Raw genomic sequence first — 23745 nt, 5'->3', positions numbered from 1 at the left:
GGGCGCAGTCCTGTCGAGCGGAGCGGCTCGACGCGGGGTCAGTTCCCGCGTGTGTTCACGAACGGATCCAGACCCGCGTCCTTGAACGACTCGAGCATGCCGGGGCCGTTCTCGATCTGGAGCGTGCACTTCTCCCCCGTGCCCAGGGCACCGGGCGAGTTGAACCGCACGAGCGCCTTCAGGTTCGGGTAGTCCTTGAGCGCATCGGGGATGTCGCGGTGCCAGTCCTGCGCGAGCGCCGGGTCGGACGTGTTGTACGAGGTGCCGTACTCGGACAGGATCTGCGGCTTGGTGCCCAGGCTGCCCTGCGTGAAGAAGTGGTACTTCTGATCGATCTTGTCGGCGAACGTCGTCCACCCGGTGCCGTTGCACGTGTAGAAGTTGTACGGGTCGTAACCCACCCAGTCCACGTAGGAGTCTCCGGGGTAGCCCTGCATGATGCGGTCGTCGTTCCCGTCGCCGAGGTACCCCGTCGACACCCAGGCCCACGCGACGTTGGTCACGCCCTTGGCCTCGAAACGGTCATGGATGTGGCGGTAGGCGCTGGCGTAGTCCGCCATCGTGCCCTTCTCCTCGTTCGGGCCGTTGTCGAACTCGGGATCGAACGCGATCATGACCTGCTTGCCGAACGCCTTGACCCGGTCGGCGGCGGAATCGATGTACGAGTCCATCTCGCCCTTGGTGATGCGCGACCACGCGATCATGGTGTTGGTGTCGGAGACGCGCGACTGCCACGAGAACAGCAGCGTGCGGTCCTGACCCAGCGTCTGCTCCTCCGCGTCCGGGAACTGCCCCTGATGCACGTGGGTGGAGAAGTCGTGGTACCGCATGGTCATGTCGAACTTGCGCCCGACCTTGGCCTCGAGATCGGTGACCGAGGTCACGAGGTTCGATCCGCCCTCGGTGGCGTACACGCCCCACAGGGCGCCACACGACGGGGCCAGCATCGCCTGGGCACCGCAGGCGTCGGGGTCGCTCGTCGCCGACCCACTCCCGTCCGTCGCCGGCGCGGGCGCGGGAGCGGGGGCGGGGGCCGGCTCGGGTGCGGGAGCCGGCTCCTCGGCCGGAGGTTCCTGCTCGCTCGCCGGCGGCGCGACCTGCGTGGAGTCGTCCTCCGGAGCCGGAGCCGGGGCCGGAGCCGGGGCGGGCGCGGGAGCCACGGCCTGACCCGACGGGGTGTCTTCCCGCACGAGGTGTGCGTCGAAGCTCACATTGGGGGTCGCGTGGTAGTTGGCCAGCACCTGCACCGCGATGGTGTTCTCGCCCTCGTGGAGAAGGTTCACTGGGATCGAGAACGACACCGGGTTCGAGCGGGCGGAGGTGGTCGACGGCGCGGCGGTGGCGTAGCTCTTCGCCGTGATGTCGCCCGTCGGCGCGTTCTTGCGCCCGACCTCGGTGCCGTTGATCCACACCACGATGCCGTCGTCGGCCCAGGTGTTGAGCCACGACCACTCGGGGAGGTCCGAGGTGAGCGTGAAGCTCTTGGTGAAGAAGGTCGACAGCGGGCGGTCGGTCGACGACGGGATCTTCGTCGCGACGCGTCCGACCCGCGAACCGGCGCCGAACGGAGCCTTCGCGGTGTCCCACGACGACGAGCCGGTCTGCCAGTCGGACGAGGGCGCCGTGGTCGACCGGTAGTACGACCACTCCGACCCCCTCTCGATCACGGAGGCGATGGCGTTCGACGCCGCGTCTGCGGCGGAGGCCGAGGAGGGTGCCGCGATGGCACCGGAGCCGATCACCGCGACGGCGGCGAGAGAGGCGAGCAGGGTAGAGCGGACAGGGTGAATCGAATTACGTAGTGATCTCATCATTTCGAAGGGTCAGGAAGACCGCCCGGATCTCTCGGGATGTCACCGGGTTCTTCTGGTTCGGATGCGGGCCGAGCTTTCCCCCTCGTGCATCCTGCGAACAGATAGCGGTGTCCACCCTATGCGACAGAATGTAACGCGTTACCCATATTCCAGAGCGATACGATCCCGACGGCCGCGGGAGAGCCGACGAACGGTCCTCCCGCGGCGCACCCTCACACCAGCAGATTCGCGGTGTCGACCACGCGGTCGCCCGCGTCGGGGAAGGCCGTGCGAGTCACCCCGGCCTCGACGTTCCCGGTGTGCAGCAGCGTCGACTCGGCACCGAACGCGTCGGCCCCCAGCTCGAGCCTGCCGCCCTCGAACCGGTTCCCGACCGCGCGGTAGTGCGTCGCGCCCGAGGTGAGGGAGACGTGGGTCGTGCCGCCGTCGCCGCGGAAGGTGCTGTCGCTCAGGGTCACGTGCAGCTCGCCCGCGCCCGTCCGCCCGATCCCCGTGCCGCCCTTCGCCGCGACGTCCGCACCCGCGAACTCCAGCGTCTGCCGCTCGCCCCTGGCCGCCGCGATCCGCACGTTGCGCAGGGTCGCGCCCTCGAACCGCAGCCGCTCGGACGACGACGCGAGGGGGGCGGAGTCCTCCGCGGCGGTGAGGGTCGAGCCGCGGAACGTCACGGCGCCCGCCCCGCCGATCTTCACGCCGCCGACGTTCGTGAGCACGGTGTCGACGAAGGTGACCGGGGTCGTGACCGTCGCATTGGTGAGGTCGCCCGGAGCGACGAACGTGATGTGCGAGTCGGCGATCACGGTCGGGCGGGCGGAGTTGTCCGACGCCTGCGTGATGATCAGGGTGTCCGACGCGGTGCACCCGCGCAGCTGCGCGCCGTCGGCGTTGATCCACAGCATGCCGGAGCCCGACAGCGACGGCTTGCCGATCACCTGCACGTCCTCCAGCGTGAGGTCGGTGATGCGCACGCGCGCCACGAACCACGAGCACACGTGCTTGCGCACCGTGATGCGCTTGGCGGCCGAGCCCCACGCGGCACCCGAGTTCGCGAACGTCATCAGGCCGGAGTTGCCCGTGTAGGTCAGGTCGTGCTCGTACTGCCCGTGCGTCACGAACGGGCCCTGGTCGTCGCCGTCGCCGTGGCAGTTCTCCACCAGGCAGTAGGCGCTCGCCGTGAAGTCGTTGAGGTGCCGCGCGTTCGCGGTGTGGCAGTTGGCGACGTACCCGTACAGGCAGTAGATCTGCTGCGTCAGGTAGCCCGCGCCACCCCACGTGACGGAGGTCGGGTTCTTCAGCGTGCAGCTCTCGGTGCTGAAGTACGTGTTCCAGCGACGCTGGATGAGCGGCCAGAACGTGGCGGTGCCGTCGATGTGGTCGACGTCGCAGCGCACCGCGTACTCGAACGCCAGCGGGTGCGAGCCGGTGTACTCGTCGGTCCCTCCGCCCAGGAACTTCAGGTTCGACACCGTGATGTCCTGCACGGGCTTCACGTGCCGCCACGTCATGGTGCGGTCCTTGCCGAGCGGCCAGCCGTTCTTGTAGTTCACGCGGATGTGCGTGCCGTCGACGATCTGGGTCACCTGCACGAGCCGCTGCAGTTCGCGCTCCCAGCGACCCGAGAGCGCGTTCACCTCGGCCGCGTACCACTCGCCGACCGCGAAGAACGAGGAGTCGGCGACCGGGAAGACGTCGGCGAGGTCGGGCACGTTCTCGCCGAGCCGCGCCTCCTGCACCGCCTCGGTCACCTCGCCGCGGAAGAACATGACCGCGGCGAACGGGTCGTCCTTGCCGGCGTTCTCGATGCCCTGTGTGGTCATGAGGTGGTGGTGGAAGTCGAACGCCAGGTTGGAACGGGTGAACCGGTGCCGGCGCACGAAGTTGAGGTCGGAGTACGCCTCGATGCGGCGGACGCTCGCGTCGCCCACCAGCGCGTCCAGCGCGTCGTCGGCCGGGACGGAGGCGTCCATGATCCCGAACACCCGGAAGTCCACCGTGCCCTGGTGCACCAGCACCCAGACGCCGCCCTTCGGCCCCGCGAGCACCGTGCCGCCGTTGGCCGCAGGGCCGTCCTTCTTCACGAAGCGGTACAGGCCGGCGCCGCCGTCGCCGGGAGCCGCGTAGCCGCTCGTGCGCACCAGGTCGCCGTCCTTGCCCTTGCGAGCCGCGAGCGCCGCAGCCGTGCCGGCGTTCGCCACGGTCTTCGAGCCCGACGAGTCCTGTGGAGCCACGGGGCCGGCGGCCTGCGCGGCGCTCGGGGCGGCCGCCGCCGCGACACCGCCGAGCGCGGCGGCACCGAACCCGGCGAGCAGCATGCGCCTGCTGCGCAGCGCGGCGGTCTCGGTCATCTCCTGCTGGGTCATGCTCATCCTCCTTGCGGCGTCGTCGCCGCGGTCAGGCGTCCGGCCGTCCGGCCGAGCCGCGTCCTCCCTCGAGTCCCCCGACCCCAGCACCCCGGGCTCCCACCCGGACGATCCACCCCGCGTCAGCCGGCGGGGTCGTCCCCGCGCGCGATCACCGCGGTCATGCCATCCACGCCAGCGCGGCGCGATCCACCGTGTGGGCGAGCGGTCGGCCCTCGAAGAACGCCGCGACCTCGTCCGCCACGATCCGGCCCTGCCGCAGCCGCCCCTCGTGGGTGCCAGCGGCGCGATGCGGCGTCACGAGCACCCCGGGGAGGGTGCGGAACGGGCTGTCGGCGCCGAACGGCTCCTCGTCGAACACGTCCACCGCGGCGCTCAGGCGGCCCGTACGCACCTCGTCGATGAGCGCGGCCTCGTCCACCAGCCACGAGCGGGCCGTGTTCACCAGCCCCGCGCCGTCGGGCATCAGCGCGAGCTCCCGCCGACCGAGGAGGTGATGCGTCTCGGGCAGCGTCGGCGCGTGCACCGCGACGATGCGGGCGCGACGAAGCGCCTCGTCCAGCGGCACCAGCTCGGCACCGAGGACGGCGGCCGCGGCGGCGTCGATCGTGGGATCCACCAGCAGCGGCTCCGCGCCCAGCGCCGAGATCAGCGGCAGGTACGCACGACCCGTCCGCGACGCGCCGATCACCGCGATGGGCGCCCCGAGGATCTCGTGCTGCGTGCCCACCGCGGCCGCGTCGTACCAGCCGCCCGCGCGCACCCCGTGCGACAGCTCGGGCAGCCGGTGCAGCAGCGCGAGCGTGAAGGCGAGCGACACCTCGGCGACCGGGCGGGCCATGGCGTCGCCCGCCTGGGTCACCGCGACGCCCCGGTCGAACAGCTCCCCGGTCGCGAACGCCTTGACGGATGCGCCCGTGTGCGCCACGAGCTCCAGCGCCGGAAGACGCGCGAGCAGGGCGGGGTCGAACGGCGGGGCACCCCAGCTCGTGATCACGACCCGTGCCCCGCGCAGCTCGGCGGGGTCGAGGTCGTCGAGCGACTCGACCCGCACGAACCTCCCGCCCGCGGCGGCCGCGGCACGGTGCAGGCGCTCGAGGTCGGCGGGCGCGAAGAACTCCGCCGACAGCGCCTCCGGAACCGCCGCCACGACGACCGCGGGCGCCGCGGCGCTCATCGCAGCCAGTCCTCGAGGTGCGCGGCGATGAACGCGTCGTCGTTCAGGGCCGGGTAGGCACGGCGCACCCGGGCGATCTCCTCCGCCTGCCCTGGCGAGAGCCCCTCGGCCGGGTCGAGGCACCACGTGCCGTCGAGCAGGCCCTGCTGGCGCAGCATCTCGTGCACGCCCGCGATCACGCCGTGGAAGTCATTGCCCGGGTCGAACACCGCCTGGTTCACGTCGACCATGTCGGAAGCCAGCAGCCCCAGCTCGCGGTACGCCTCGGCGTCACCGTCCATCGCCTGCCGCGCCCGCTCCAGCAGCGCGACGGCCGCCCGCGTACCCACGGCCCACTGGCCGAGCAGCCCGCCGACGAAGCGCAGCGTGCGCGGGCCGGACGGCGAGTCCACGTGGAACTCCGACAGCAGGTCGGCGACGATCGCGTCGTCGTTTCCGGTGTACAGGGCGATGTCGTCGGCGCGACCGGACGCCGCCACCCCGCGCACCAGCTCCAGCGTGCGGTAGCGGTCGAACGGCGCGGCCTTCACCGCGACCACGGAGGGGATCGACGCGAACTCGCGCCAGAAGTCACGGCCGAGCACGGGCCCGCCGATCGCGGTCTGCAGGTAGAAGCCCACCACGGGCAGCACCTCGCCGACGGCGCGGGCGCGTTCGAGCAGGGCACGCTCGTCGGCGCCCGCGACGCGGGGACTCACCAGCACGGCGTCGTACCCCAGCCCGCGCGCGAGCTCGGCCTCGGCCACCGCCTGCGCCGTGCCGCCCGCCACACCGGCGATGCGCACGACCTCGGCACCCGCGCGGGCGTCGAGCTCCTCCGCGGCGAGCGCGAGTACGGGCTCGAACAGGGCGTGCTCCGGGTCGCGGATCTCGAACTGGGTCGTGTGCACCCCCACCGCGACACCACCGGCGCCCGCGTCGAGGTAGTAGCGCGTGAGGGCGCGCTGGCGGCGTTCGTCGAGCGTGCGGTCGGCCGTCAGCGCGAGCGGGTGCGCGGGGATCACGGCACCGCGCGCGAGCGTGGCCGCGGCCTCGGGTCGCAGCACCGGCACGGTCGCGGTGTCCGCGGACGACGACGACATCAGAACTTCCCGTCCCGCACGGCCCACTTGGTGGGCTTGGCGATCATCGGCAGGCCCGCGTCGATCCAGGAGGCCTGCATGCGGATCAGCTCCTCGGCCGACACGGACGGGTAGCCGAACAGGGCCATGCAGCGGCGGGCGTCGCTGAGCAGCGCGGTCGGCTGCGGCTCCTCGACGATCGTGACCTCGCGGTCGAACAGGCTGCCGAAGCCGCGGGCGACCGACTCCACGCTCAGCAGCTCCGGCCCGGTGAGGTTGATGACGAACGGGTCGGTCGACGCGTGCACGAGGCTGCGCAGCACCACCTCGTTCGCGTAGCCCTGCCAGATCACGTTGACGTTGGCGGTGGCGACCGACACGGGCTCGCCCGCGTGCACGGCCGTGCCGATGTCGGCCAGCACCCCGTAGCGCAGGTCGACCGCGTAGTTCAGGCGGATGATGGCGACCTTCGTGCCGCGCTCCTGCGCACCGAACTCGAACACCCGCTCCCGTCCGAGGCACGACTGGGCGTACTCGCCGATCGGCGCCGGGGTCACGTCCTCCGACGCGCCGCCCGACGACGCGGGCACGAACGGGTACACGTTGCCGGTGGACAGCACGGCGATCGCGCTGTCGCGGTAGCGGCGGGCCACCCGGTCGGGCAGGGCGGCGTTGACCTCCCACGCCCACGACGCGTTGGTCGCCGCACCGAACTTCGCGCCGACCATGAACACCACGTGGGGGGCGTCGGGAAGGACGGAGAAGTCGTCGTTCTCGATCAGGTCGAACGGCACGACGGTCACGCCCGCGGCCTCCAGGCGCTCGCGGATCGCGGCGTCGCCGAAGCGCGAGACCGCGTACACGGCGTCGTCCTTCCGGCCGGCCGCGTCCATCCCGCGGCGCGCGAGCATCGCGAGCGTCGGGCCCATCTTGCCGCCGGCGCCGAGGATCACGAGGTCGCCCGATCCGCGTGCCAGGTCGGCCACGAGCGCGTCGCTCGGCGTGGCCAGGGCCTCTTCGAGCTCGGCCTCGGAGGCGAAGCTGTGCTGAGTCATGTGGTGCTTTCCCTTCTTCTCAGCCCTTGATCCCGGTGCCGGTCACGCCCTCCTGCACGTACCGCTGGGCGATCAGGTACGCGAGGAAGATGGGCAGCAGCGCCACGACGGAGCCGGCGAGCATGGTGCTGAGCGGCACGTTCTGCTGCTGCAGCGACGAGATGCCCACGGTGAGGGTGAACATCGAGTTCGACTTGGCGATGATGAGCGGCCACAGGAAGTCGTTCCAGTGCCACAGGAACACGAAGATGCCGAGGGTGGCGAGGATCGGCTTGCACAGCGGCAGCACGATCCGCAGGAAGATGCGGAACTCCCCCGCACCGTCGATCCGTGCCGCCTCGAACAGCTCGTCGGGCAGCCCCTGGATGAACTGCCGCATCAGGAACACGGCCTGCGCGTTCGCGAGCGTCGGCAGGATCAGGCCCCAGTAGGTGTCGATGCCGCCGAGGTTCGCCATCAGGATGAACGTCGGGATCAGCGTCACGTGGAACGGCACCATGACCATCGCCAGGAACGACCAGAACATGACCTCCTTGCCGCGGAAGCGCTTCTTGGCGAAGGCGTATCCGGCGAGCGCGGAGAGGAACAGCACGGCCACGACCGACACGAGCGAGTAGACGAGCGTGTTGAACAGCCAGCCGAGGATGTTCTGACCGCCGAGCACCTGCGCGTAGGAGTCGAACGAGATGTCCGTCCAGGGCAGCAGCGAGCCGGGGAGCTCGACGACCATGCCGGGCTTCAGGCTCAGCACGACCATCGCATAGAACGGGAAGAAGCTGAGGATGCCCGCGAGGCTCAGCCAGATCCACCGCACGACCACGCCCCAGCCGGTGGGCTCCAGCGCGCGGAACGAGCGGCGCTTGCGGGGCGCGGGCTGCGGGGTCGGCGCGGCGGTCTGCGTCGGGGGCTGCAGGAGAGCGGTCATTTCTGCTTTCCGATCACGAGGCGCTGGATGAGGGCGACCACGAGGGTCATGACGAACAGGGCGACGCCGACGGCGGCCGCGTAGCCGTAGTCGAAGTAGCGGAAGCCCTGGTCGTACAGCAGGTAGACGAGCGAGTAGCTGGCGTTCGCCGGACCACCCTGGGTCATCACGTAGATCACGTCGAACACCTGGAAGGCCGCGGTGGTCTCGATCACCGCGAGGAAGAAGAACGTGGGGCGCAGGTGCGGGAGGATGATCCACCGGAACCGCTGCCAGGCGTTCGCGCCGTCGACCAGCGCGGCCTCCTCCAGCTCGCGCGGCACGTCCTGCAGCGCCGCGATGAGGATCATCATCCCGTAGCCGAACCGCGACCACACGCCCACCACGACGATCGCGGGGATCACGAGCACGGTGCTGCCGAGCCACGAGCCGCCCAGCCCGAGCGGGGCCATCAGGGCCGACCAGGGGCCGTTCGCCGAGAAGATCCACACGAAGATCGAGCCGGCGAGCACCAGCGAGGTGATGACGGGCAGGAAGAAGATCGACCGGAAGAAGCGGGCGCCGCGGAAGGCCCGTCGCACGCCGAGGGCCATCACGGTCGACAGCACGAGCGCGATCGGCACCGCCAGCACCGTGTAGATGACGGTGGTGCCCAGCGCCCGCCAGAACAGCGGATCGGCGACCAGGCGCTGGAAGTGGTCGAGTCCGCGCCACGCGATCTCGCCGGAGATGTCGTAGTCGAAGAAGCTCAGCGCCACGCCCGCGATGCTCGGGCCGAAGCGGAAGGCGATGAACAGCAGGAAGGCGGGGAGCACGAACAGGAACGCGATGCGCGCTTCCCGCCGGGCGAGCACCCGGGCGACGCGCCCTGCGGGCTTGGGTGCCGTGGTGGCCGTCGTCATTGTCGTTTCCTCACGTCGGGGGCGGAGAGGAGGGGGCGTGCGGCGGGTGTCCGCACGCCCCCGTCGCCTCACTTCTGCAGCAGCGGGGCTGCGGCGGCCGCGGCGTCCTTCAGGGCGTCGGCGGGCGACTTCTGGCCGAGCAGGGCGGCCTGGATCTCGGGCGACAGCACGCCCATCAGGGCGCGGGAGCTGGCGTCGAGCTGACCGACGGTGGTGTCGGGCACGTACTTCTCGACCTCGCCGAGCAGCGGGTCGTCGGCGTACAGCGGCTCGGTCGTGCTGAGCGCGGAGAAGTAGCCGGCGGCGGTCAGGTACGGCTCGACCACGTCGGCGCCGGTGGCGTACTCGGCGAACGCGGCGGCGGCGTCCTTCGCCTTCGAGCCCTTGAGCACCGAGAGCGAACCGACGGTGCCGTACGCGACGGACTCCTTGTCGCTGAGCGGCGCGAGCACCTTCACGTTCTCCTCGCCCCAGAACGGCGCGACCTCGGTGACCGCGTTGTTCCAGGTGCAGGCGACCTTGCCCTGCGCGATCGCGGTCTGCTCGAGCGGCACGTTGGTGGTGAGCGCCTCGGGGTCGAGCGCGCCCTCCTCTGCCAGGTCGGTGAGGAAGGTGAGCGCCTTCTCGCCGGCCTTGCTGTCGAAGCCGACCTCGCCGTCCTCGGTGTAGACCTCGCCGCCCGCCTGCCACAGCAGCGGGTAGTAGGTGAGGTTGAGGGTGTTCTCGGCGGACGCCGGGTAGTTCAGGGCGTACATGCCCTTCTCCACGAACGCGGGTGCCATCTCGGCGACGTCGTCCCAGGTCTCGGGGTACTCGGTCACGCCAGCGGCCTCGAACGCGGCGGCGTTGCAGATGAGCGGCTGGGCGCTGGTGAGGATGGGGGCGCCGAGGATGTCGCCGCCGATGGTGACGGAGTCCTTGACGTTGGGCAGCAGGTCGTCCTGACGCTCCGTGCTGAGCAGGTCGTTCAGCGGAGCGATCGACTTCTGGTAGGCGGCGAGCTGGTCGGGGATGAGGTAGACGACGTCGGGACCCTTGCCGGCCGCGATCGCGGTCTGGAGGGCCTCGTCGCGGTTGGCCCACGGGAAGATCTCGTAGGAGACGTTGACGTTCTCGTTCTCCTTCTCGAACGCCTCGATGGTCGAGTCCCAGAAGTCCTTGTGCACCGCCTCGTCGGCGATGACCGGGTAGAGCCAGACCGTGATGTCCTGCTCGCCCTCTGCGGTGGTGCCTCCGCCGGCCGAACATCCGGCCAACAGGGTGGCGGCCGCGACTCCCGCGACGACGCCGGTGATCTTGCTGACGCGCATGGTGCTCCTTTGCGTAAACCGTGCTGAGTACGGTTCATTATGACATTGGGCTGGGATAATTCGTCAAGTACAAGTTCTCAGACGCTTGTTTCCAGCGTGTTTCTCGATCGTCAACGACAAAACACGATGTGAGAACCGGGTGTGCTAATTTGATCGCACCAACGACGGGGACGAAGGAGGCACCGCACATGGGCGTGACGAGTCCGCTGTCGATCGTGGCGCGCTGCGCCCTCCAGCTGCGCGACACGGGACCGGCGACCGTGAGCGATCTGTCCCGCTCGCTGGAGGTCTCCCGCACCTCGGTCGAGAACGCCGTGACCGTGCTCAGCGACTCCGGGCTGCTGGTCGACGCGCCCGCGCAGAACGGCGGAGGGGCCGGACGACCCGCCCGCCGATACGCGTTCCACGCCGCCGCCGGCACCGTCGTGGGCGTCGACATCGGCGTCGCGAGCGTGCGGGTCGTGCTGTCCGACCTGGCCGGAGCGGTCGTCGCCCAGCGCAGCTACCCCGGCGTCTCGGCGCAGACCGACGGGGCCGCCAAGCTCGCCGCCGTCATCTCCCACATCCGCGGCACCCTCGCCGAGACCGGAATCCCCGCGTCGCAGGTGCGCGCCGTCGGCGTCTCCCTCCCCGGGCTCGTCGACGACGCCGGCCGCGTGACCACCTCGGTCGTCATCCCCGAGTGGTCGGGCATCGACATCGGATCGCAGCTGCGGCACGCGTTCGGGTGCCCGGTCGCCGTCGACAACGGCGTGCGTCTCGCCGCGGTCGCGGAACACCACCTCGGGGTCGCGCAGCTCGTCGACGACGTGATCTACCTGTCGGTCGGCAACCGCATCGCGATGGGCCTCATCCTCGGCGGACGCCCCCGCCGCGGCATCCACAACGCGGCGGGCGACATCGGACGCCTGGCCTTCCGCGGACTCAACAGCGAGACCGGGCAGATCCCCTGGCGCACGGCCCCCACCGCCGCGGAGGTGTTCGCCCTCGCGCGGGAGGGCGACCCCGGGGCACGCGAGGAGCTCGACGCGTTCATCGACGAGCTCGCGCACGGCATCGCCACCCTGATCCTCACGGTCGATCCCGCCATGGTCGTCATCGGCGGCGGACTCTCGGCGGCGCACGAGCAGCTGCTCGACCCGCTGCGGGCCGCGCTCCCCGGGCACCTCGGGCTGCCGTTCCAGGTGCCGGTCGCCGAGGCGCGACTGGGCGCGGAAGCCGCCGCGCACGGTGCGGTCGTGCACGCGTTCCAGCGGCACCCCGCCGAGATCTCCGGCATCGACGACATGCCCGCCCCGCCCATCACCCCCCTGCCGCACGAGCCGGTCACCGGCGACGACACCGAGGAGAAGCAGTGAGCACGTTGACAGTCGGACTCATCGGCGCGGGCGGCATCTCCCGCGTGCACGCCGACGCGTGGCGGGCGCTGGGCGTGCGGGGTTACGTGACCTCGCTCGACGGTGCCGAGGAGATCGCCGCGGAGTACGGCTTCGAGCTGGTCGCCGACGTCGACGCGCTGATCGAGCTGGTCGACCTGGTCGACATCGTCACGCCCAGCAGCACCCACGCCGACTTCGCGCTGCGCGCCATCGCCCGCGGTCGCGACGTGATCTGCGAGAAGCCGCTCGCCGCGACCGCCGAGGCCGCCGCAGAGGTGACCGCGGCCGCCGCTCGCGCCGGTGTCCGGCTGTTCCCCGCGCACGTCGTGCGGTACATGGGCGAGTACGCGCAGATCAAGGCGGGCATCGAGGCCGGGCACGTGGGCGGGCTCGCGGTGCAGCGGTTCAGCCGTGCGGGCTCAGCGCCGCAGACCGGGTGGTTCTTCTCCGAGCGGGCGGGCGGCGGCGTGATCCGCGACCTCATGATCCACGACATCGACCAGGCGCTGTGGTTCGCCGGACCGGTCGCCAGCGTCTACGCCGTGCAGAACCCGCCGACGGTGGACGACCGCGTGCCCGCGCCCGTGACCGCGCACGTCGTGCTCACCCACCGCAACGGGGTGCTCAGTCACCTGCACGCGAGCTGGGTGCAGCCCGGCATGCCGTTCCGCACGAGCGTCGAGGTCGCGGGATCGGCGGGCCGTCTGCGGTACGACAGCGCCGAGGACCACACCCTCCGCACCGACGCCGTGGTGCCCGAGGGCGACGCCGACTACCTGCCGCCGATGTCGCCCGAGGAGAGCCCGTACTACGCCGAGATCGCCGACTTCGTGGCCGCGATCCGCGAGGGCCGTGCGGCGCGCGTCGCCCCCGCCGACGGGATCGCCGCGGTCGCGGTCGCCGAGGCCGCCTACGCCTCCATCGCCTCGGGCTCCGCGGTCGCCCTCCCCGGGGAGACCGCCGCGGCCGACTCCACCGCTCCCGTTCCCGCCGCGCCCGCCACCGAGGAGGCCATCCGATGACCGCCCCCGCCCCGCTGCGCATCGCCGTCCTGTCGTTCGCGCACACGCACGCCCTCAGCTATGTGCACGCGCTGAAGGAGATGCCCGGCGTCGAGCTCATCGCGACCGACCCCGACGGCGCGGCCGCGCCAGACGACGCTCCCCGCGGCGCCGAGCTCGCCGCCGAGCTGGGCGTGGCCTACGTCGACACGTACGACGAGGCCTTCGCGTGGAAGCCGGACGCCGTCGTGATCGCGGCCGAGAACTCCCGGCACCGCGCCCTCGTCGAGCGTGCTGCGGCGGCGGGCGTGCACGTGCTGTGCGAGAAGCCGCTGGCCACCACGGTCGAGGATGCGATCGCCATGCGCGACGCGTGCGAGACCGCGGGTGTGCTGCTCATGGTCGCCTATCCCGTGCGGTTCTCCCCCGCGGTGCGCGACGCGATCGCCGAGCTGCGCAGCGGACGACTCGGGCGCATCCTCGGCGTGACCGGCATCAACAACGGCAAGCTCCCGCAGGACAGGGCCTGGTTCACCGACCCCGAGCTCGCGGGCGGCGGCGCGCTCGTCGACCACGTCGTCCACTGCGCCGACCTGCTCGACGAGCTGCTGGGCGAGCGAGCGGCGTCCGTGCGCGCCGTGTCGAACCGGGTGCTGCACGCGCAGCGCGAGCTGTCGGTGGAGACGGGCGGGCTCGTCACGATCCAGTACCCGGGCGGCGTGGTCGCCACGATCGACTGCTCCTGGAGCTGGCCGATGAGCTCGGCCACGTGGGGCGGCCTCACGCTGCAGGTCGTCGCCGAGCGCGGCACCGTCACCGTGAGCCCGTTCGCGAAGGGCGTCGCCGGGCACGACGCGCACGGCGAGACCTGGAGCCCGGTCGGCGCCGACCTCGACGCGCTGCTGCTGGAGGAGTTCGTGCGTGCCGTGCGCGACGGCCGTCAGCCGCAGCCCGACGCCGGTGTGGGCATCCGCACGGTCGAGATCGTGAAGGCCGCGCAGGCCTCCGCCGCCCGCGACGGCGAGGTCGTGCACCTCTAGCCGGTCCCCCACCCGCTCGATGCGGGGTCAGAATCGCGCCTTCAGGGCACCGCACACGCACCTTTTCGACCCTGGCACCACCGCGGCGGGCCCACCCGCTCGACGCGGGATCGAAACCGTCCCCGCGGAGCCCGCCCCCGGCACCTTTTCGATCCCGGCACACGGCTCACGCCCGCGGCACCCGGCACCACGGCCCATGCCCGCGGCATGGCGGGCGCGGGCATGGATGGAGGCGCGGTGGTGTTGCAGCAGACAGCACCGACACGGAGGAGCATCATGCGCATCGACCTGACCGGAAAGACCGCCCTCATCACGGGCTCCACCCAGGGCATCGGCCGCGCCATCGCCACGGCCCTCGCCGACGCCGGAGCCCGCGTCGCCGTCAACGGCCGCAGCGCCGACACGGTCGCGGCGGTGGTCGCCGAGCTGCGGGAGGAGAATCCCGAGCGGAGCCTGGTGCCCGCGCCGGGCGATGTCACCACCGACGACGGCGCCGCGGCGGTGCTCGACGCCACGGGCGACGTGGACGTGCTGGTGAACAACCTCGGGATCTTCGGCGCGACCCCGGCACTCGACATCTCCGACGACGAATGGCGCCGCTACTTCGAGGTGAACGTGCTCGCCGCCGTGCGACTCATCCGGGCGACGCTGCCGGGCATGATGCAGCGCGGCTGGGGGCGGGTGCTCGACATCGCCAGCGACTCCGCCGTCGTGATCCCCGCGGAGATGATCCACTACGGCATGTCGAAGACGGCGCTGCTGGCGGTGTCGCGCGGCTTCGCGAAGGAGGCGGCGGGCACCGGCGTCACGGTGAACTCGGTGCTCGCGGGGCCCACCCACACGGGCGGCGTGGAGGACTTCGTGTACTCCCTCGTCGACCCGGACCTGCCGTGGGACGAGGCGCAGCGCGAGTTCATGCGCCTGCACCGCCCGCAGTCGCTGCTGCAGCGGCTGATCGAGCCGGAGGAGATCGCGAACATGGTCGCCTATCTCGCCTCGCCGCTCGCCTCGGCCACGACCGGCGCGGCGGTGCGGGTCGACGGCGGCTACATCGACGCGATCGTCCCGTAGCCGCCGCTGCGATCGGTCCCGGTCGGGCTCCGCCGTGACCGGGTCGCCAGGTCAGGGCGCGAAGACGGTCAGATCGCCGGCTGCGTAGTAGTTCTGCGTCATGGCGTCAATGCGCACGAGGTAGCGCTGGCGCTTCTCATCGAACGACACCACGGTGCCCACGGTGCCGGTCATGGGCGATCCGGTGATCTGCACCATGTCTCCGATGGCGAACTCGTTCATGTGTCTCCCTGTCCGGACGATCGAACCACTGCCGCGCCCCCGTCCAGGTTCCGGGAGTATGCTGGCACGTCGGGTCGTGTGACCCCCGAGAGTCCGGAAGGCGGTGATGGCGATGTCCGACGATAGTAACGACGCCGCCCTCGCTGCGTCGCGACTCCCTGCGTTCTCGCGTTGACCTCCCGGTCCGCGTCCGCACGTCCTGTTCCGCAGCCGTCGGCGGCGTCTCCCGCCCCCTGACGAATCCGCGCACGGAGCCTCCGCTGCCGTGCGCTCGCGAGAACGGAGCCGCATCATGGCGCTCATCGACAACGGCGTGTACGTCCACGGACGTCGCGTGGAGACCCCGAGGAACCTGGACGAGACCTACCGCATGCTCGACGCGGCGGGCGGCATCGCCTGGATCGGCCTCTACCGCCCCAGCCCGGCGGAGGTCGAGTCCGTCGCCCGCGAGTTCGACCTGCATCCCCTCGCCGTGGAGGACGCGCTCTCCGGGCATCAGCGCTCGAAGGTGGAGCGCTACGGCGACACCCTGTTCGCGGTGCTGCGCCCGGCCCGCTACCGCGACAAGGAGGAGTCGATCGAGTTCGGCGAGCTGCACCTGTTCGTCGGGCCCGACTTCGTGGTGACCATCCGGCACGCCGAGTCGCCCAACCTCGCCGCCGTGCGCTCCCGCATGGAGGCGAACCCGGAGCTGCTGGCGATGGGACCGGAGGCCGTGCTGTACGCGATCCTCGACGAGGTGGTCGACGGCTACGAGCCGATCGTCGCCGGTCTGCTCAACGACATCGACGAGATCGAGGACCAGCTGTTCGGCGACGGCGCGGACGACAGCGCACTGTCCCGCCGCATCTACGAGCTGTCCCGCGAGGTGATCAACTTCCAGCGCGCCGTGCACCCCCTCAGCGGGATGCTGGAGTGGCTCCGCCGCGGGTCGGAGAAGTACCGCATCGACGAGGAGCTGCAGCGGTCGCTGCGCGACGTGCTCGACCACACGATCCGCGTCAACGAGCGGGTGGACTCGTTCCGCGCGATCCTGGAGAACGCCCTCACGGTGCACTCGGCGCTGGTCGCGCGGCGGCAGACCGAGGCGGGCCTGGCGCAGAACGACGAAATCAAGAAGATCTCCTCCTGGGCGGCGATCATCTTCGCCCCCACGCTCGTGGGCACGGTGTACGGCATGAACTTCGACGTGATGCCCGAGCTGCACTGGGCGTTCGGGTACCCGATGGCGATCGGGGCGATGGCGGCGTTCGCGGTGGGCCTCTACGGGGTGTTCAAGTACAAGAAGTGGCTGTGACCGCCCCTGGTGGAACGTCCGTGACGGCACGTACGATCCACGGGGACGCGCGAAGGAGATCGACATGACGCAGCACACCCTGGAACTGCCCGACGTGGATCTCGTGTACGACGTGCACGGCCCGTTGCCCACGGCCGACGGGCGGCGTCCGCTGGTCATGATCGGCCAGCCGATGGACGCCAGCGGGTTCCAGGCCCAGGTGGCGCTCTTCCCCGACCGCACCGTCATCACGTACGACCCGCGCGGCCTGGGGCGCAGCGTGCGGCACGACGGGGGCGTCACCAACGAGCCGGAGACGCAGGCGGAAGACGTGCACGCGCTGATCGAGGCGCTCGGCGCCGGACCGGTCGACCTGTTCGCGAGCAGCGGCGGCGCAGTGACGGCGCTCGCCCTGGTCACCGCCCACCCGCACGACGTGGCCACCCTGGTCGCGCACGAGCCGCCGATCGATGCGGTGCTGCCCGACGCCGAGGCCGCCCGCCGCGCCAGGGCCGCCTACACCCGCGCGTATCAGGACCGCGGCTGGGGCGCCGGGATGGCGGGCTTCCTGGCGATGACCTCGTGGGAGGGCGAGTTCACCGAGGAGTTCCTCGCGCAGCCGCTGCCCGACCCCGCCGCGTTCGGGATGCCCGCCGACGACGACGGATCCCGCGACGATCCGCTGCTGTCGGAGCGGTCGTGGGCGGTCGTCGACTACACGCCCGACATCGCGGCGCTACAGGCGGCACCGACGCGGATCGTGGTGGCGGTGGGCGAGGAGTCGCTGACGGGGTACACCGGACGGACCGCGCTCGCGCTGGCCGAACGGCTGGGCCAGCAGGCGACCGTCTTCCCCAGCCACCACGGCGGCTTCCTGGGCGGGGAGTCCGGCTATGCGGGCCAGCCCGAGGCGTTCGCCGCCACGCTCCGTGAGGTGCTCGACGCGGAATGACGGGGGCGCTCAGTCCTCGTCGGAGCGGCTGATCTCGTCGAGGAGGTCGTCAAGGGTGTCGAACTCCATCGTCTCGGAGCCGTCGAGCGCACGCACCTCGACGCCGTCGACCTCCAACTCCTCGTCGAGCTGCACCAGGATGCGCGACTCCGGGAACTGCTTCGGAGCGACGAACGCGAGCAGCACGGCATCGGCGAACACCACGACCGACGTGGCCTCCAGGTCGTCGCGCAGATCGATCTGCTCGACCACGGGTTCGTCGTCCACCGCGTCGTCGATGTCCGACGCGACCTCGTCGACGATCGCCCGCCACCGCGACTCGTTCACCGACAGCACGCGCTCCAGCGTGGCGACCAGCGCGTCATCGTCGACCTCGTCGTGCTCGTCGAGCTCCGGATCGACGTTCACCGAGACCGTGGCGCCCGCCGCGTCGATCCCGGCGCGGCCGTACACCAGGCCGTTCTCCGCGACGGGGTCGTCGAGCAGACCGGAGTCGGCGATGCGGGCGAGGAGACGGTCGAGCGCAGACGAGGTCATCCGTCCAGTCTCCCGCATCCGGGGTCGCCGTGGTCGGCCGATAGGCTCGGAGCCGTGCCGAACGCCGAATCCCCCGCCCCCGCTTCCGCCACCGCCGACCTCCAGCGCCTGACCGCCGCCCTGGCCGATCCGGCGCCGCTGAACTGGCTGATCACGGGCGACTCGATCACCCACGGGCTGGTGCACACGCAGGGCGGACGCAGCTACCCCGAGCACCTGCACGAGCTCATCCGCGGCGAGCTCGCCCGCGTGCGCGACATCGTCATCAACTCGGCGATCAGCGGCAACCGCATCGCCGACATCCTCGACGACTGGGACCGCCGCGTCGCCTCCTGGAACCCCGACGTGGTGACCCTCATGATCGGCACGAACGATGTGTCGACCGGCGGCGAGCGCCCCGTGCTCTCGGCCGCCGAGTATGCGGAGTCGCTGCGGGAGTTCGTGCGGCGTGCGCGCGACCTCGACGCGGTCGTGGTGGTGCAGACGCCGCCCGCGGTGGACGGCCTCAACGCCCCGGAGCGGTCGCGGATCGCCGAGTTCGCCGAGGCCGTGCGGCGCGTCGCCGCGGAGGAGGACGTGCTCCTGGTCGACCAGTACGCCCGCTACGCCGAGCTGGGGAACGGCGGGGTGCCGTGGGGCCTGATGGGCGACCCGTTCCACCCGAACGCGGCCGGGCACGCGGCGCTCGCACTCGAACTCGCGCGCACCCTCGGCCTGACGCCCGCGGGCAGCCGCACCCTGCCGCTGCTCGAGGCGCAGGTCGGCGCCGCCCGCCTCAACGCCTGACCCCGCCGCGCGGAACCGCCGGAGCCACCGGAACCGCTGGCGCCCCGAGCTGCCCGAGCCCGCGGGCAGCCGCCGGAGCCACCGGAACCGCCGGCGCCCGAGCTGCCCGAGCGCTAACCGCAACGTCGGCTCAGCGCCGCGGCGGCAGCGGCTCGATCCAGATCGCGCCGGGCACCCGGGTCTCCGCGGCGACCTCGGCCGTGGGCACCCCGTCGCGCAGGCGCAGCGCCACGACCGCGCCGTCGGCGGAGTGCACCGCCAGCAGGTGCCGGCCGGTGAGCACGAGATGTTCCGGCCGGGAGCCGCCGCCGGGCACCTCGGACACGCGCACCAGGCGGTCGCCGTCGATCCGGGCGGTCAGGATCGTGTCGGCGCCGCGGTTCGCGACGTGCACCAGGCCGCGCACGGGATCGTGCACCACCGTGCTGGGCGCGTTCGACCCGCCGGAGCCGTGCGCGGTCGCAGGCAGCACGTCGAGCACGCGGCGCTCGGTGACCGAGGCCAGCACGAGCGTCGAGCCCAGCTCGCCCGAGAGCGCGACCCGTCCGCCGCCGAGGTCGGCCACGTGCCGGGGTCCCGTGCCCGCGGGGAGCTCCAGCGGCGCCCGCTCGGCGAGGGTCGTCGGGTCGAGGATGCGCAGCACGTCCGCGCCGAGGTCGGTCACGCCGATGCCGGCGGCGAGCGCGAGGGCGTCGTGGGCGTGCGGGCCGTCCTGTCGTTCGGGGTCGGGCCCACCGCCGGTGAACGCGACCACTCGGGCGGCCGCGGCGAAGCCGCCGTCCCGGTCGAGGTCGACCACCCCGAGCGCCCCGTTCCCGTACCCGGGGATCAGCAGGCGCCGCGAAGCCGCGTCGAACCGCACCCGGCACGGCAGCTCCACCCCCGGCAGGGCGAGGCTCTGCCGCACGACCCAGTCGGCCGCGCCGTCGCCGGGCCCGCGCGTGAGCCGATGCACCGCGCCCTCGGGGGTGAGGCCCGCGGCGTACAGGGAGCCGGACGGGTGTGCGGCGAGCGCGAACGGCCGGTCGAGCGCGACCGCGGCGTCGCGCGCCTCCCACCGTTCGGTCTCGGGATGCCAGACCAGCGTCCACAGCGCCGGGCGCTCGGACATCGCGCACACCGCGAACTCGCTCGATGCCACCGTGGGCCCTCCCGCCGTCGTCGACACGTCCCCTCCCACTATGGCGTGCGCCGACGGCCGCACCGTCCCTCACGTCGAGCGGGTGAGGAGCGCTGGACGCGCCGGGTCCCTCACCACTATGTTGACGCCTGAGAGCAGCCGTCGAACCGGGGGGTCACCGATGTCACACGTTGTCGCAACCGGAGCCGGGAAGGCCATGATGGAGCGCCGGAACGATCCGACGCACGACTACATCCTGAGACTCACCGGCAAGGACAGACCGCGGGTGCTGTTCGTCGGCACCGCGACGGGCGACGACACCGCCTACATCGTGAGCTTCTACTCCACGTACGACTCCGACCGGTGCGCGCCGCACCACCTGCCGCTGTTCCACCGTGCGGTCGACGACCTCGCCGGGTTCGTGAAGGGCTTCGACGTGATCCACGTGGGCGGCGGCAACACCGCCAACATGCTCGACGTGTGGAAGCGGCAGGGACTCGACGAGATCATGCGCGAGATGTGGGAGGACCCGGCGTCGAACGTGGTGTTCACCGGCGGCAGCGCGGGCGGGATCTGCTGGTTCGAGGGCGGCACGACCGACAGCTACGGCCCCACGCTGCAGGTGCTGCCGGAGGGCCTGGGCTTCCTGCACGGCAGCTTCTGCCCGCACTACGACGCCGAGGACCAGCGCCGGCCGCTGTTCCACGCCTCCCTGCTCAGCGGGGAGCTGTCGACCGGCTACGCGGTGGGCAACCTCCAGTCGCTGCACTTCGAGAACTCCGAGTTCGTGACGGCGATCAGCCCGGTCGACGACCCCCTCGCCCTGCGGGTGGAAGCGGTGGACGGGCAGATCGTCGAGACCGAGCTGCCCGTGCAGGTGCTCACCGGCACCGGGCCCATCGCCACCGGACCCTCCTCCTGACCGGGCCATCCTGATGATCGGGGCATCGTCATGAACGACAACGTCTTCCTCCTCATCGCCCAGCTGATCGTCGTCGTCCTGGCGATCTTCATGGGCACCCGCACCAGCGGGATCGGCCTGGGCGTGTGGGGCCTCGTCGGCGTCGCCGTGCTGGTGTTCGTCTTCGGCGAGGCGCCGGGCAACGCCCCCGTCGACGCGGTGTTCATCGTCATCACCGTGATCACGGCCGCCTCGACCATGCAGGCCGCCGGAGGCATCGACTGGATGGTGTCCGTCGCGGCGAAGGTCATCCGCAAACGCCCCAAGTCGGTGGTGTTCCTCGCCCCCGCGATGTCGTTCCTGTTCACGGTCGGCGCGGGAACGGGCAACATCTTCTATCCGCTGCTGCCGGTGATCTACGACGTGTCGTACCAGCAGAAGATCCGTCCGGAGCGGGCGCTGGCGGTCTCGGCCGTGGCCTCGCAGGTCGGCATCCTGTGCTCCCCCGTGTCGGCTGCGACCGCCTCGATGGTGGTGCTGCTCGCGCCGCAGGGCGTGGACCTCGGCGGGCTGCTGCTCATCATGTGGCCGGCCTCCATCGCGGGACTCCTCGTCGCCGCGCTCGTGATGATGCGCCACGGCAAGGACCTGGAGGACGACCCGGAGTACCAGAAGCGCCTGGCGGACGGGCAGATCAAGCCGCCGGTCGTCGACGCGCACGAGAAGACGCTGCCGAAGACCGCGGTGCTCTCCGCATCGCTGTTCCTCGCGGGCGTCGCGGTGATCGTGTTCTTCGGCCTGTTCGAGAATCTGCGACCGGTGATCGGCACCGATGACGGTGGCGACCCCGTGCGTCTGAGCGTGACCGTCATCATCGAGGTCACCATGGGCATCATCGCCGCCCTCATCTTCGTGTTCTGCAAGGTGAAGGCGGCCGACGTGCCCAAGCAGCCCACGTTCCCCGCCGGCATCATCGGTGCCATCGCCCTGTTCGGCATCGCGTGGCTGGCGAACACCTTCGTCGCCGCGAACCAGACGCTCATCGTCGACGGACTCGGCTCCGTGGTGTCGGGGTCGTCGGCGTTCCTGGGCGCGCTGCTGTTCGCGCTGGCGCTGTTCGCGGTCGCGATGCTCACCACGAGCCAGTCGAGCGCGACGAACGCGATCGTGCCGATCGGCATCACGATCGGGCTGCCCGCCCCGCTGCTGGTGGGCCTGTGGCCGGCGACCATGGGCATCTACACGCTGCCCGCCAACGGCAGCCAGGTCGCCACGGTCGCGTTCGACCAGACCGGCACGACCAAGATGGGCAAGTTCGTGGTCGACCACTCGTTCCAGCTGCCGAACCTGGTCTACGTCGGCACCGCGATCGTGGTCGGCGTCGCCCTGTCGTTCCTGTTCGCGTGACATGACCGCGGTGGGGTGACATGACCGACGTCGTCGACCGGTCGGCGCTGCGCCAGTTCCTGCTCGGGCTGGCGCAGGGGATGAACGCCTCGGCGGAGTCGGTCGACCGCATCCGCGACACGATCGCCGAGGTGGCGCGCGCGTCCGGCGGCGACGACACCGACTTCGTGGTGCTGCCGACGATCATCATCGTGGAGACGGGCGACGAGGAGGAGGAGCGCGTCGCCATCCGTTCCGCGACCAACGCGTCGTTCCGCTTCGACCAGATCGCGGCACTGTACGAGCTGATCGCGCAGGCCCGCACCGGCGCGGTCGCGCCGCGCGACGGCATCCGGCGGCTCAACGAGATCGGCGCGATGCGACCGCGCCTCGGCTGGTTCACGCGCACGCTCGGGCACGCGATCCTCACCACCGGGCTCGCCCTGCTGCTCGCCCCCACCTGGCAGGGCGCGACCGTCGCGTTCGTGCTCGGTTTCGGGATCGGGCTGCTCAAGCTCGTGCGCTCGCCCACGCTGCAGCTCATCATGCCGATCGCGGCGGCGTTCGTGTGCGCGACCGCGGTGTTCCTGCTCGCGGAGGCCGTGGAGGTCGGCGACCCGATCCGCGTGCTGATCGCCCCGCTGGTCACGTTCCTTCCGGGCGGGGTGCTGACCACCGCGACGGTCGAGCTCGCCGCCGGCCAGATGATCTCCGGGGCGTCGCGGCTGGTCTACGGGTTCGTGCAGCTCGCACTGCTGGCGTTCGGCATCCTCGCCGCGGGTGCCGTGGTGGGGGTGTCGTCCGACTCGTACGAGCCGCTCGACGCCTCCTCGTTCCTGCCGTGGTGGGTGCCGCTGCTGGGGATCCTCGTGTTCGCGCTGGGCAACTACCTCCATTTCTCGGCGCCGCCGTCGACCTTCGGATGGGTGCTGCTCGCGCTCGTGGTCGCCTACGTGGGCCAGTGGGCGGGCACCGAGTTCATCGATCCGGCCGTGGGCGGCTTCGTCGGCGCGCTCGCGGTGACCCCGGTGGTGTTCTGGATCGCGGGGCTGCGGCACGGGGCGCCCTCGCAGCTGACGTTCCTGCCGGCGTTCTGGCTGCTCGTGCCGGGGGCGGCCGGACTGGTCGGACTGACCGAGGCGTTCGCGACCGACAACGGCCTGGCCGACTTCGCCGCCGCCCTCGTGTCGGTCATGTCGATCGCGCTGGGCGTGCTGATCGGCACGGCCCTGTACCGCGTGGTGCACCACGGCGCCGAGGAGTTCGTGCAGTTCGCGGTGGCTCCGCCGCCCGCTCCCGACGACACCCCCGCCCCCACGCTGTGGCAGCGGCTCGCGCACCCGCTGCGACGTGTGGCGCGCCGCGTCGGGAGGGCCGAGCGGACTCCGCCGCGCCCGGATCAGCGATAGCCCTCGCGGCGATGTCCGGCGGCGGGGGAAGGGGTGAGCCCCGCGCCGCGCGAGGGCGACG

The 23745-nt window shown here is 71.5% G+C and carries 21 protein-coding genes; 10 read left to right on the top strand and 11 right to left on the bottom strand.

All coding sequences use genetic code 11. From position 1 onward, the window contains the following. Window positions 1–38: 38 nt before the first annotated feature. From ACFWCH_RS06530 to ACFWCH_RS06495, 8 genes are all read right to left on the bottom strand, one after another. Window positions 39–1742 (bottom strand): glycosyl hydrolase, encoded by a 1704-nt coding sequence (locus tag ACFWCH_RS06530; RefSeq protein ID WP_247638113.1) that lies wholly within the window; start codon window positions 1740–1742, stop codon window positions 39–41. Between the two features lie 284 nt (window positions 1743–2026). Beyond that, window positions 2027–4174 (bottom strand): peptidase C14, encoded by a 2148-nt coding sequence (locus ACFWCH_RS06525; protein WP_247638112.1) that lies wholly within the window; start codon window positions 4172–4174, stop codon window positions 2027–2029. A gap of 160 nt (window positions 4175–4334) precedes the next feature. After that, entirely contained in the window at window positions 4335–5351 is a 1017-nt protein-coding gene (locus tag ACFWCH_RS06520) for a hydroxyacid dehydrogenase (RefSeq protein WP_378803165.1), read from the bottom strand. Then, entirely contained in the window at window positions 5348–6433 is a 1086-nt protein-coding gene (locus ACFWCH_RS06515) for a dihydrodipicolinate synthase family protein (RefSeq protein ID WP_247638111.1), read from the bottom strand. The genes ACFWCH_RS06520 and ACFWCH_RS06515 overlap by 4 nt, the downstream gene beginning before the upstream one ends. Beyond that, complete coding sequence (locus ACFWCH_RS06510; protein ID WP_136036149.1) at window positions 6433–7467, bottom strand: NAD(P)-dependent oxidoreductase; 1035 nt, start codon at window positions 7465–7467, stop codon at window positions 6433–6435. The genes ACFWCH_RS06515 and ACFWCH_RS06510 overlap by 1 nt, the downstream gene beginning before the upstream one ends. A gap of 19 nt (window positions 7468–7486) precedes the next feature. Next, window positions 7487–8392 carry a carbohydrate ABC transporter permease gene (locus ACFWCH_RS06505; protein WP_136030487.1) on the bottom strand — a complete coding sequence of 302 codons (906 nt, stop codon included), beginning with the start codon at window positions 8390–8392 and terminating at the stop codon, window positions 7487–7489. Next, window positions 8389–9294, bottom strand: coding sequence for a carbohydrate ABC transporter permease (locus ACFWCH_RS06500; protein ID WP_136030489.1), 906 nt, complete (start codon window positions 9292–9294; stop codon window positions 8389–8391). Before ACFWCH_RS06500 ends, ACFWCH_RS06505 begins: the two co-directional genes overlap by 4 nt. A gap of 68 nt (window positions 9295–9362) precedes the next feature. Continuing rightward, window positions 9363–10604 (bottom strand): ABC transporter substrate-binding protein, encoded by a 1242-nt coding sequence (locus ACFWCH_RS06495; RefSeq protein ID WP_378803164.1) that lies wholly within the window; start codon window positions 10602–10604, stop codon window positions 9363–9365. A 188-nt stretch (window positions 10605–10792) separates the two neighbouring features. Here ACFWCH_RS06495 and ACFWCH_RS06490 point away from each other — a divergent pair, with 188 nt between their 5' ends. From ACFWCH_RS06490 to ACFWCH_RS06475, 4 genes are all read left to right on the top strand, one after another. Further along, a complete protein-coding gene (locus ACFWCH_RS06490; protein WP_378803163.1) occupies window positions 10793–11962 on the top strand; it encodes an ROK family protein in 1170 nt (389 codons plus the stop codon). Next, entirely contained in the window at window positions 11959–13005 is a 1047-nt protein-coding gene (locus ACFWCH_RS06485; RefSeq protein WP_378803162.1) for a Gfo/Idh/MocA family protein, read from the top strand. Before ACFWCH_RS06490 ends, ACFWCH_RS06485 begins: the two co-directional genes overlap by 4 nt. After that, complete coding sequence (locus ACFWCH_RS06480) at window positions 13002–14024, top strand: Gfo/Idh/MocA family protein (protein ID WP_136044206.1); 1023 nt, start codon at window positions 13002–13004, stop codon at window positions 14022–14024. The genes ACFWCH_RS06485 and ACFWCH_RS06480 overlap by 4 nt, the downstream gene beginning before the upstream one ends. A 276-nt stretch (window positions 14025–14300) precedes the next feature. Further along, window positions 14301–15095, top strand: a complete 795-nt coding sequence (locus tag ACFWCH_RS06475) for an SDR family NAD(P)-dependent oxidoreductase (protein WP_378803161.1) — start codon at window positions 14301–14303, stop codon at window positions 15093–15095. Between the two features lie 51 nt (window positions 15096–15146). Here ACFWCH_RS06475 and ACFWCH_RS06470 read toward each other — a convergent pair whose 3' ends face one another. Continuing rightward, window positions 15147–15317 carry a hypothetical protein gene (locus ACFWCH_RS06470; RefSeq protein WP_247982566.1) on the bottom strand — a complete coding sequence of 57 codons (171 nt, stop codon included), beginning with the start codon at window positions 15315–15317 and terminating at the stop codon, window positions 15147–15149. A gap of 292 nt (window positions 15318–15609) precedes the next feature. Between ACFWCH_RS06470 and ACFWCH_RS06465 the strand changes: the two genes are divergently transcribed. Together ACFWCH_RS06465 and ACFWCH_RS06460 are read left to right on the top strand one after the other, a co-directional pair. Continuing rightward, window positions 15610–16614 carry a magnesium and cobalt transport protein CorA gene (locus ACFWCH_RS06465; protein WP_136030501.1) on the top strand — a complete coding sequence of 335 codons (1005 nt, stop codon included), beginning with the start codon at window positions 15610–15612 and terminating at the stop codon, window positions 16612–16614. A gap of 64 nt (window positions 16615–16678) precedes the next feature. Further along, a complete protein-coding gene (locus ACFWCH_RS06460; RefSeq protein ID WP_136030503.1) occupies window positions 16679–17545 on the top strand; it encodes an alpha/beta fold hydrolase in 867 nt (288 codons plus the stop codon). Window positions 17546–17554: 9 nt separating this feature from the next. Here ACFWCH_RS06460 and ACFWCH_RS06455 read toward each other — a convergent pair whose 3' ends face one another. After that, the gene (locus ACFWCH_RS06455) at window positions 17555–18082 is read right to left on the bottom strand and encodes a cytochrome C5 (protein ID WP_136030505.1); all 528 of its coding nucleotides are present in this window, start codon (window positions 18080–18082) and stop codon (window positions 17555–17557) included. Window positions 18083–18136: 54 nt separating this feature from the next. On the opposite strand from ACFWCH_RS06455, the gene ACFWCH_RS06450 reads away from it, so the two are divergent. Beyond that, window positions 18137–18868 (top strand): SGNH/GDSL hydrolase family protein, encoded by a 732-nt coding sequence (locus tag ACFWCH_RS06450; RefSeq protein ID WP_378803160.1) that lies wholly within the window; start codon window positions 18137–18139, stop codon window positions 18866–18868. Window positions 18869–18998: 130 nt separating this feature from the next. On the opposite strand, the gene ACFWCH_RS06445 is transcribed toward ACFWCH_RS06450, so the two are convergent. After that, window positions 18999–20036, bottom strand: coding sequence for a lactonase family protein (locus ACFWCH_RS06445; protein ID WP_378803159.1), 1038 nt, complete (start codon window positions 20034–20036; stop codon window positions 18999–19001). 133 nt (window positions 20037–20169) lie between these two features. Between ACFWCH_RS06445 and ACFWCH_RS06440 the strand changes: the two genes are divergently transcribed. Genes ACFWCH_RS06440 through ACFWCH_RS06430 form a run of 3 tightly spaced genes read left to right on the top strand, consistent with a single transcriptional unit; the run spans window position 20170 to window position 23684 of the window. Then, window positions 20170–20910 carry a peptidase E gene (locus tag ACFWCH_RS06440; protein ID WP_136030511.1) on the top strand — a complete coding sequence of 247 codons (741 nt, stop codon included), beginning with the start codon at window positions 20170–20172 and terminating at the stop codon, window positions 20908–20910. A gap of 30 nt (window positions 20911–20940) precedes the next feature. After that, on the top strand, window positions 20941–22296 hold the full coding sequence (locus ACFWCH_RS06435) for an anaerobic C4-dicarboxylate transporter family protein (protein ID WP_378803158.1): 1356 nt from the start codon (window positions 20941–20943) through the stop codon (window positions 22294–22296). 20 nt (window positions 22297–22316) lie between these two features. Further along, a complete protein-coding gene (locus tag ACFWCH_RS06430; RefSeq protein WP_136030515.1) occupies window positions 22317–23684 on the top strand; it encodes a threonine/serine exporter ThrE family protein in 1368 nt (455 codons plus the stop codon). Window positions 23685–23745: the final 61 nt, after the last annotated feature.

Origin of the sequence: Microbacterium sp. NPDC060132, assembly GCF_042729675.1 — a bacterium.
In the GTDB taxonomy this organism is placed as follows: Bacteria; Actinomycetota; Actinomycetes; order Actinomycetales; family Microbacteriaceae; genus Microbacterium; species Microbacterium sufflavum.
The sequence above is the reverse complement of the archived record's forward strand: the minus strand, read 5'-3'. Positions and strand labels throughout refer to the sequence as shown.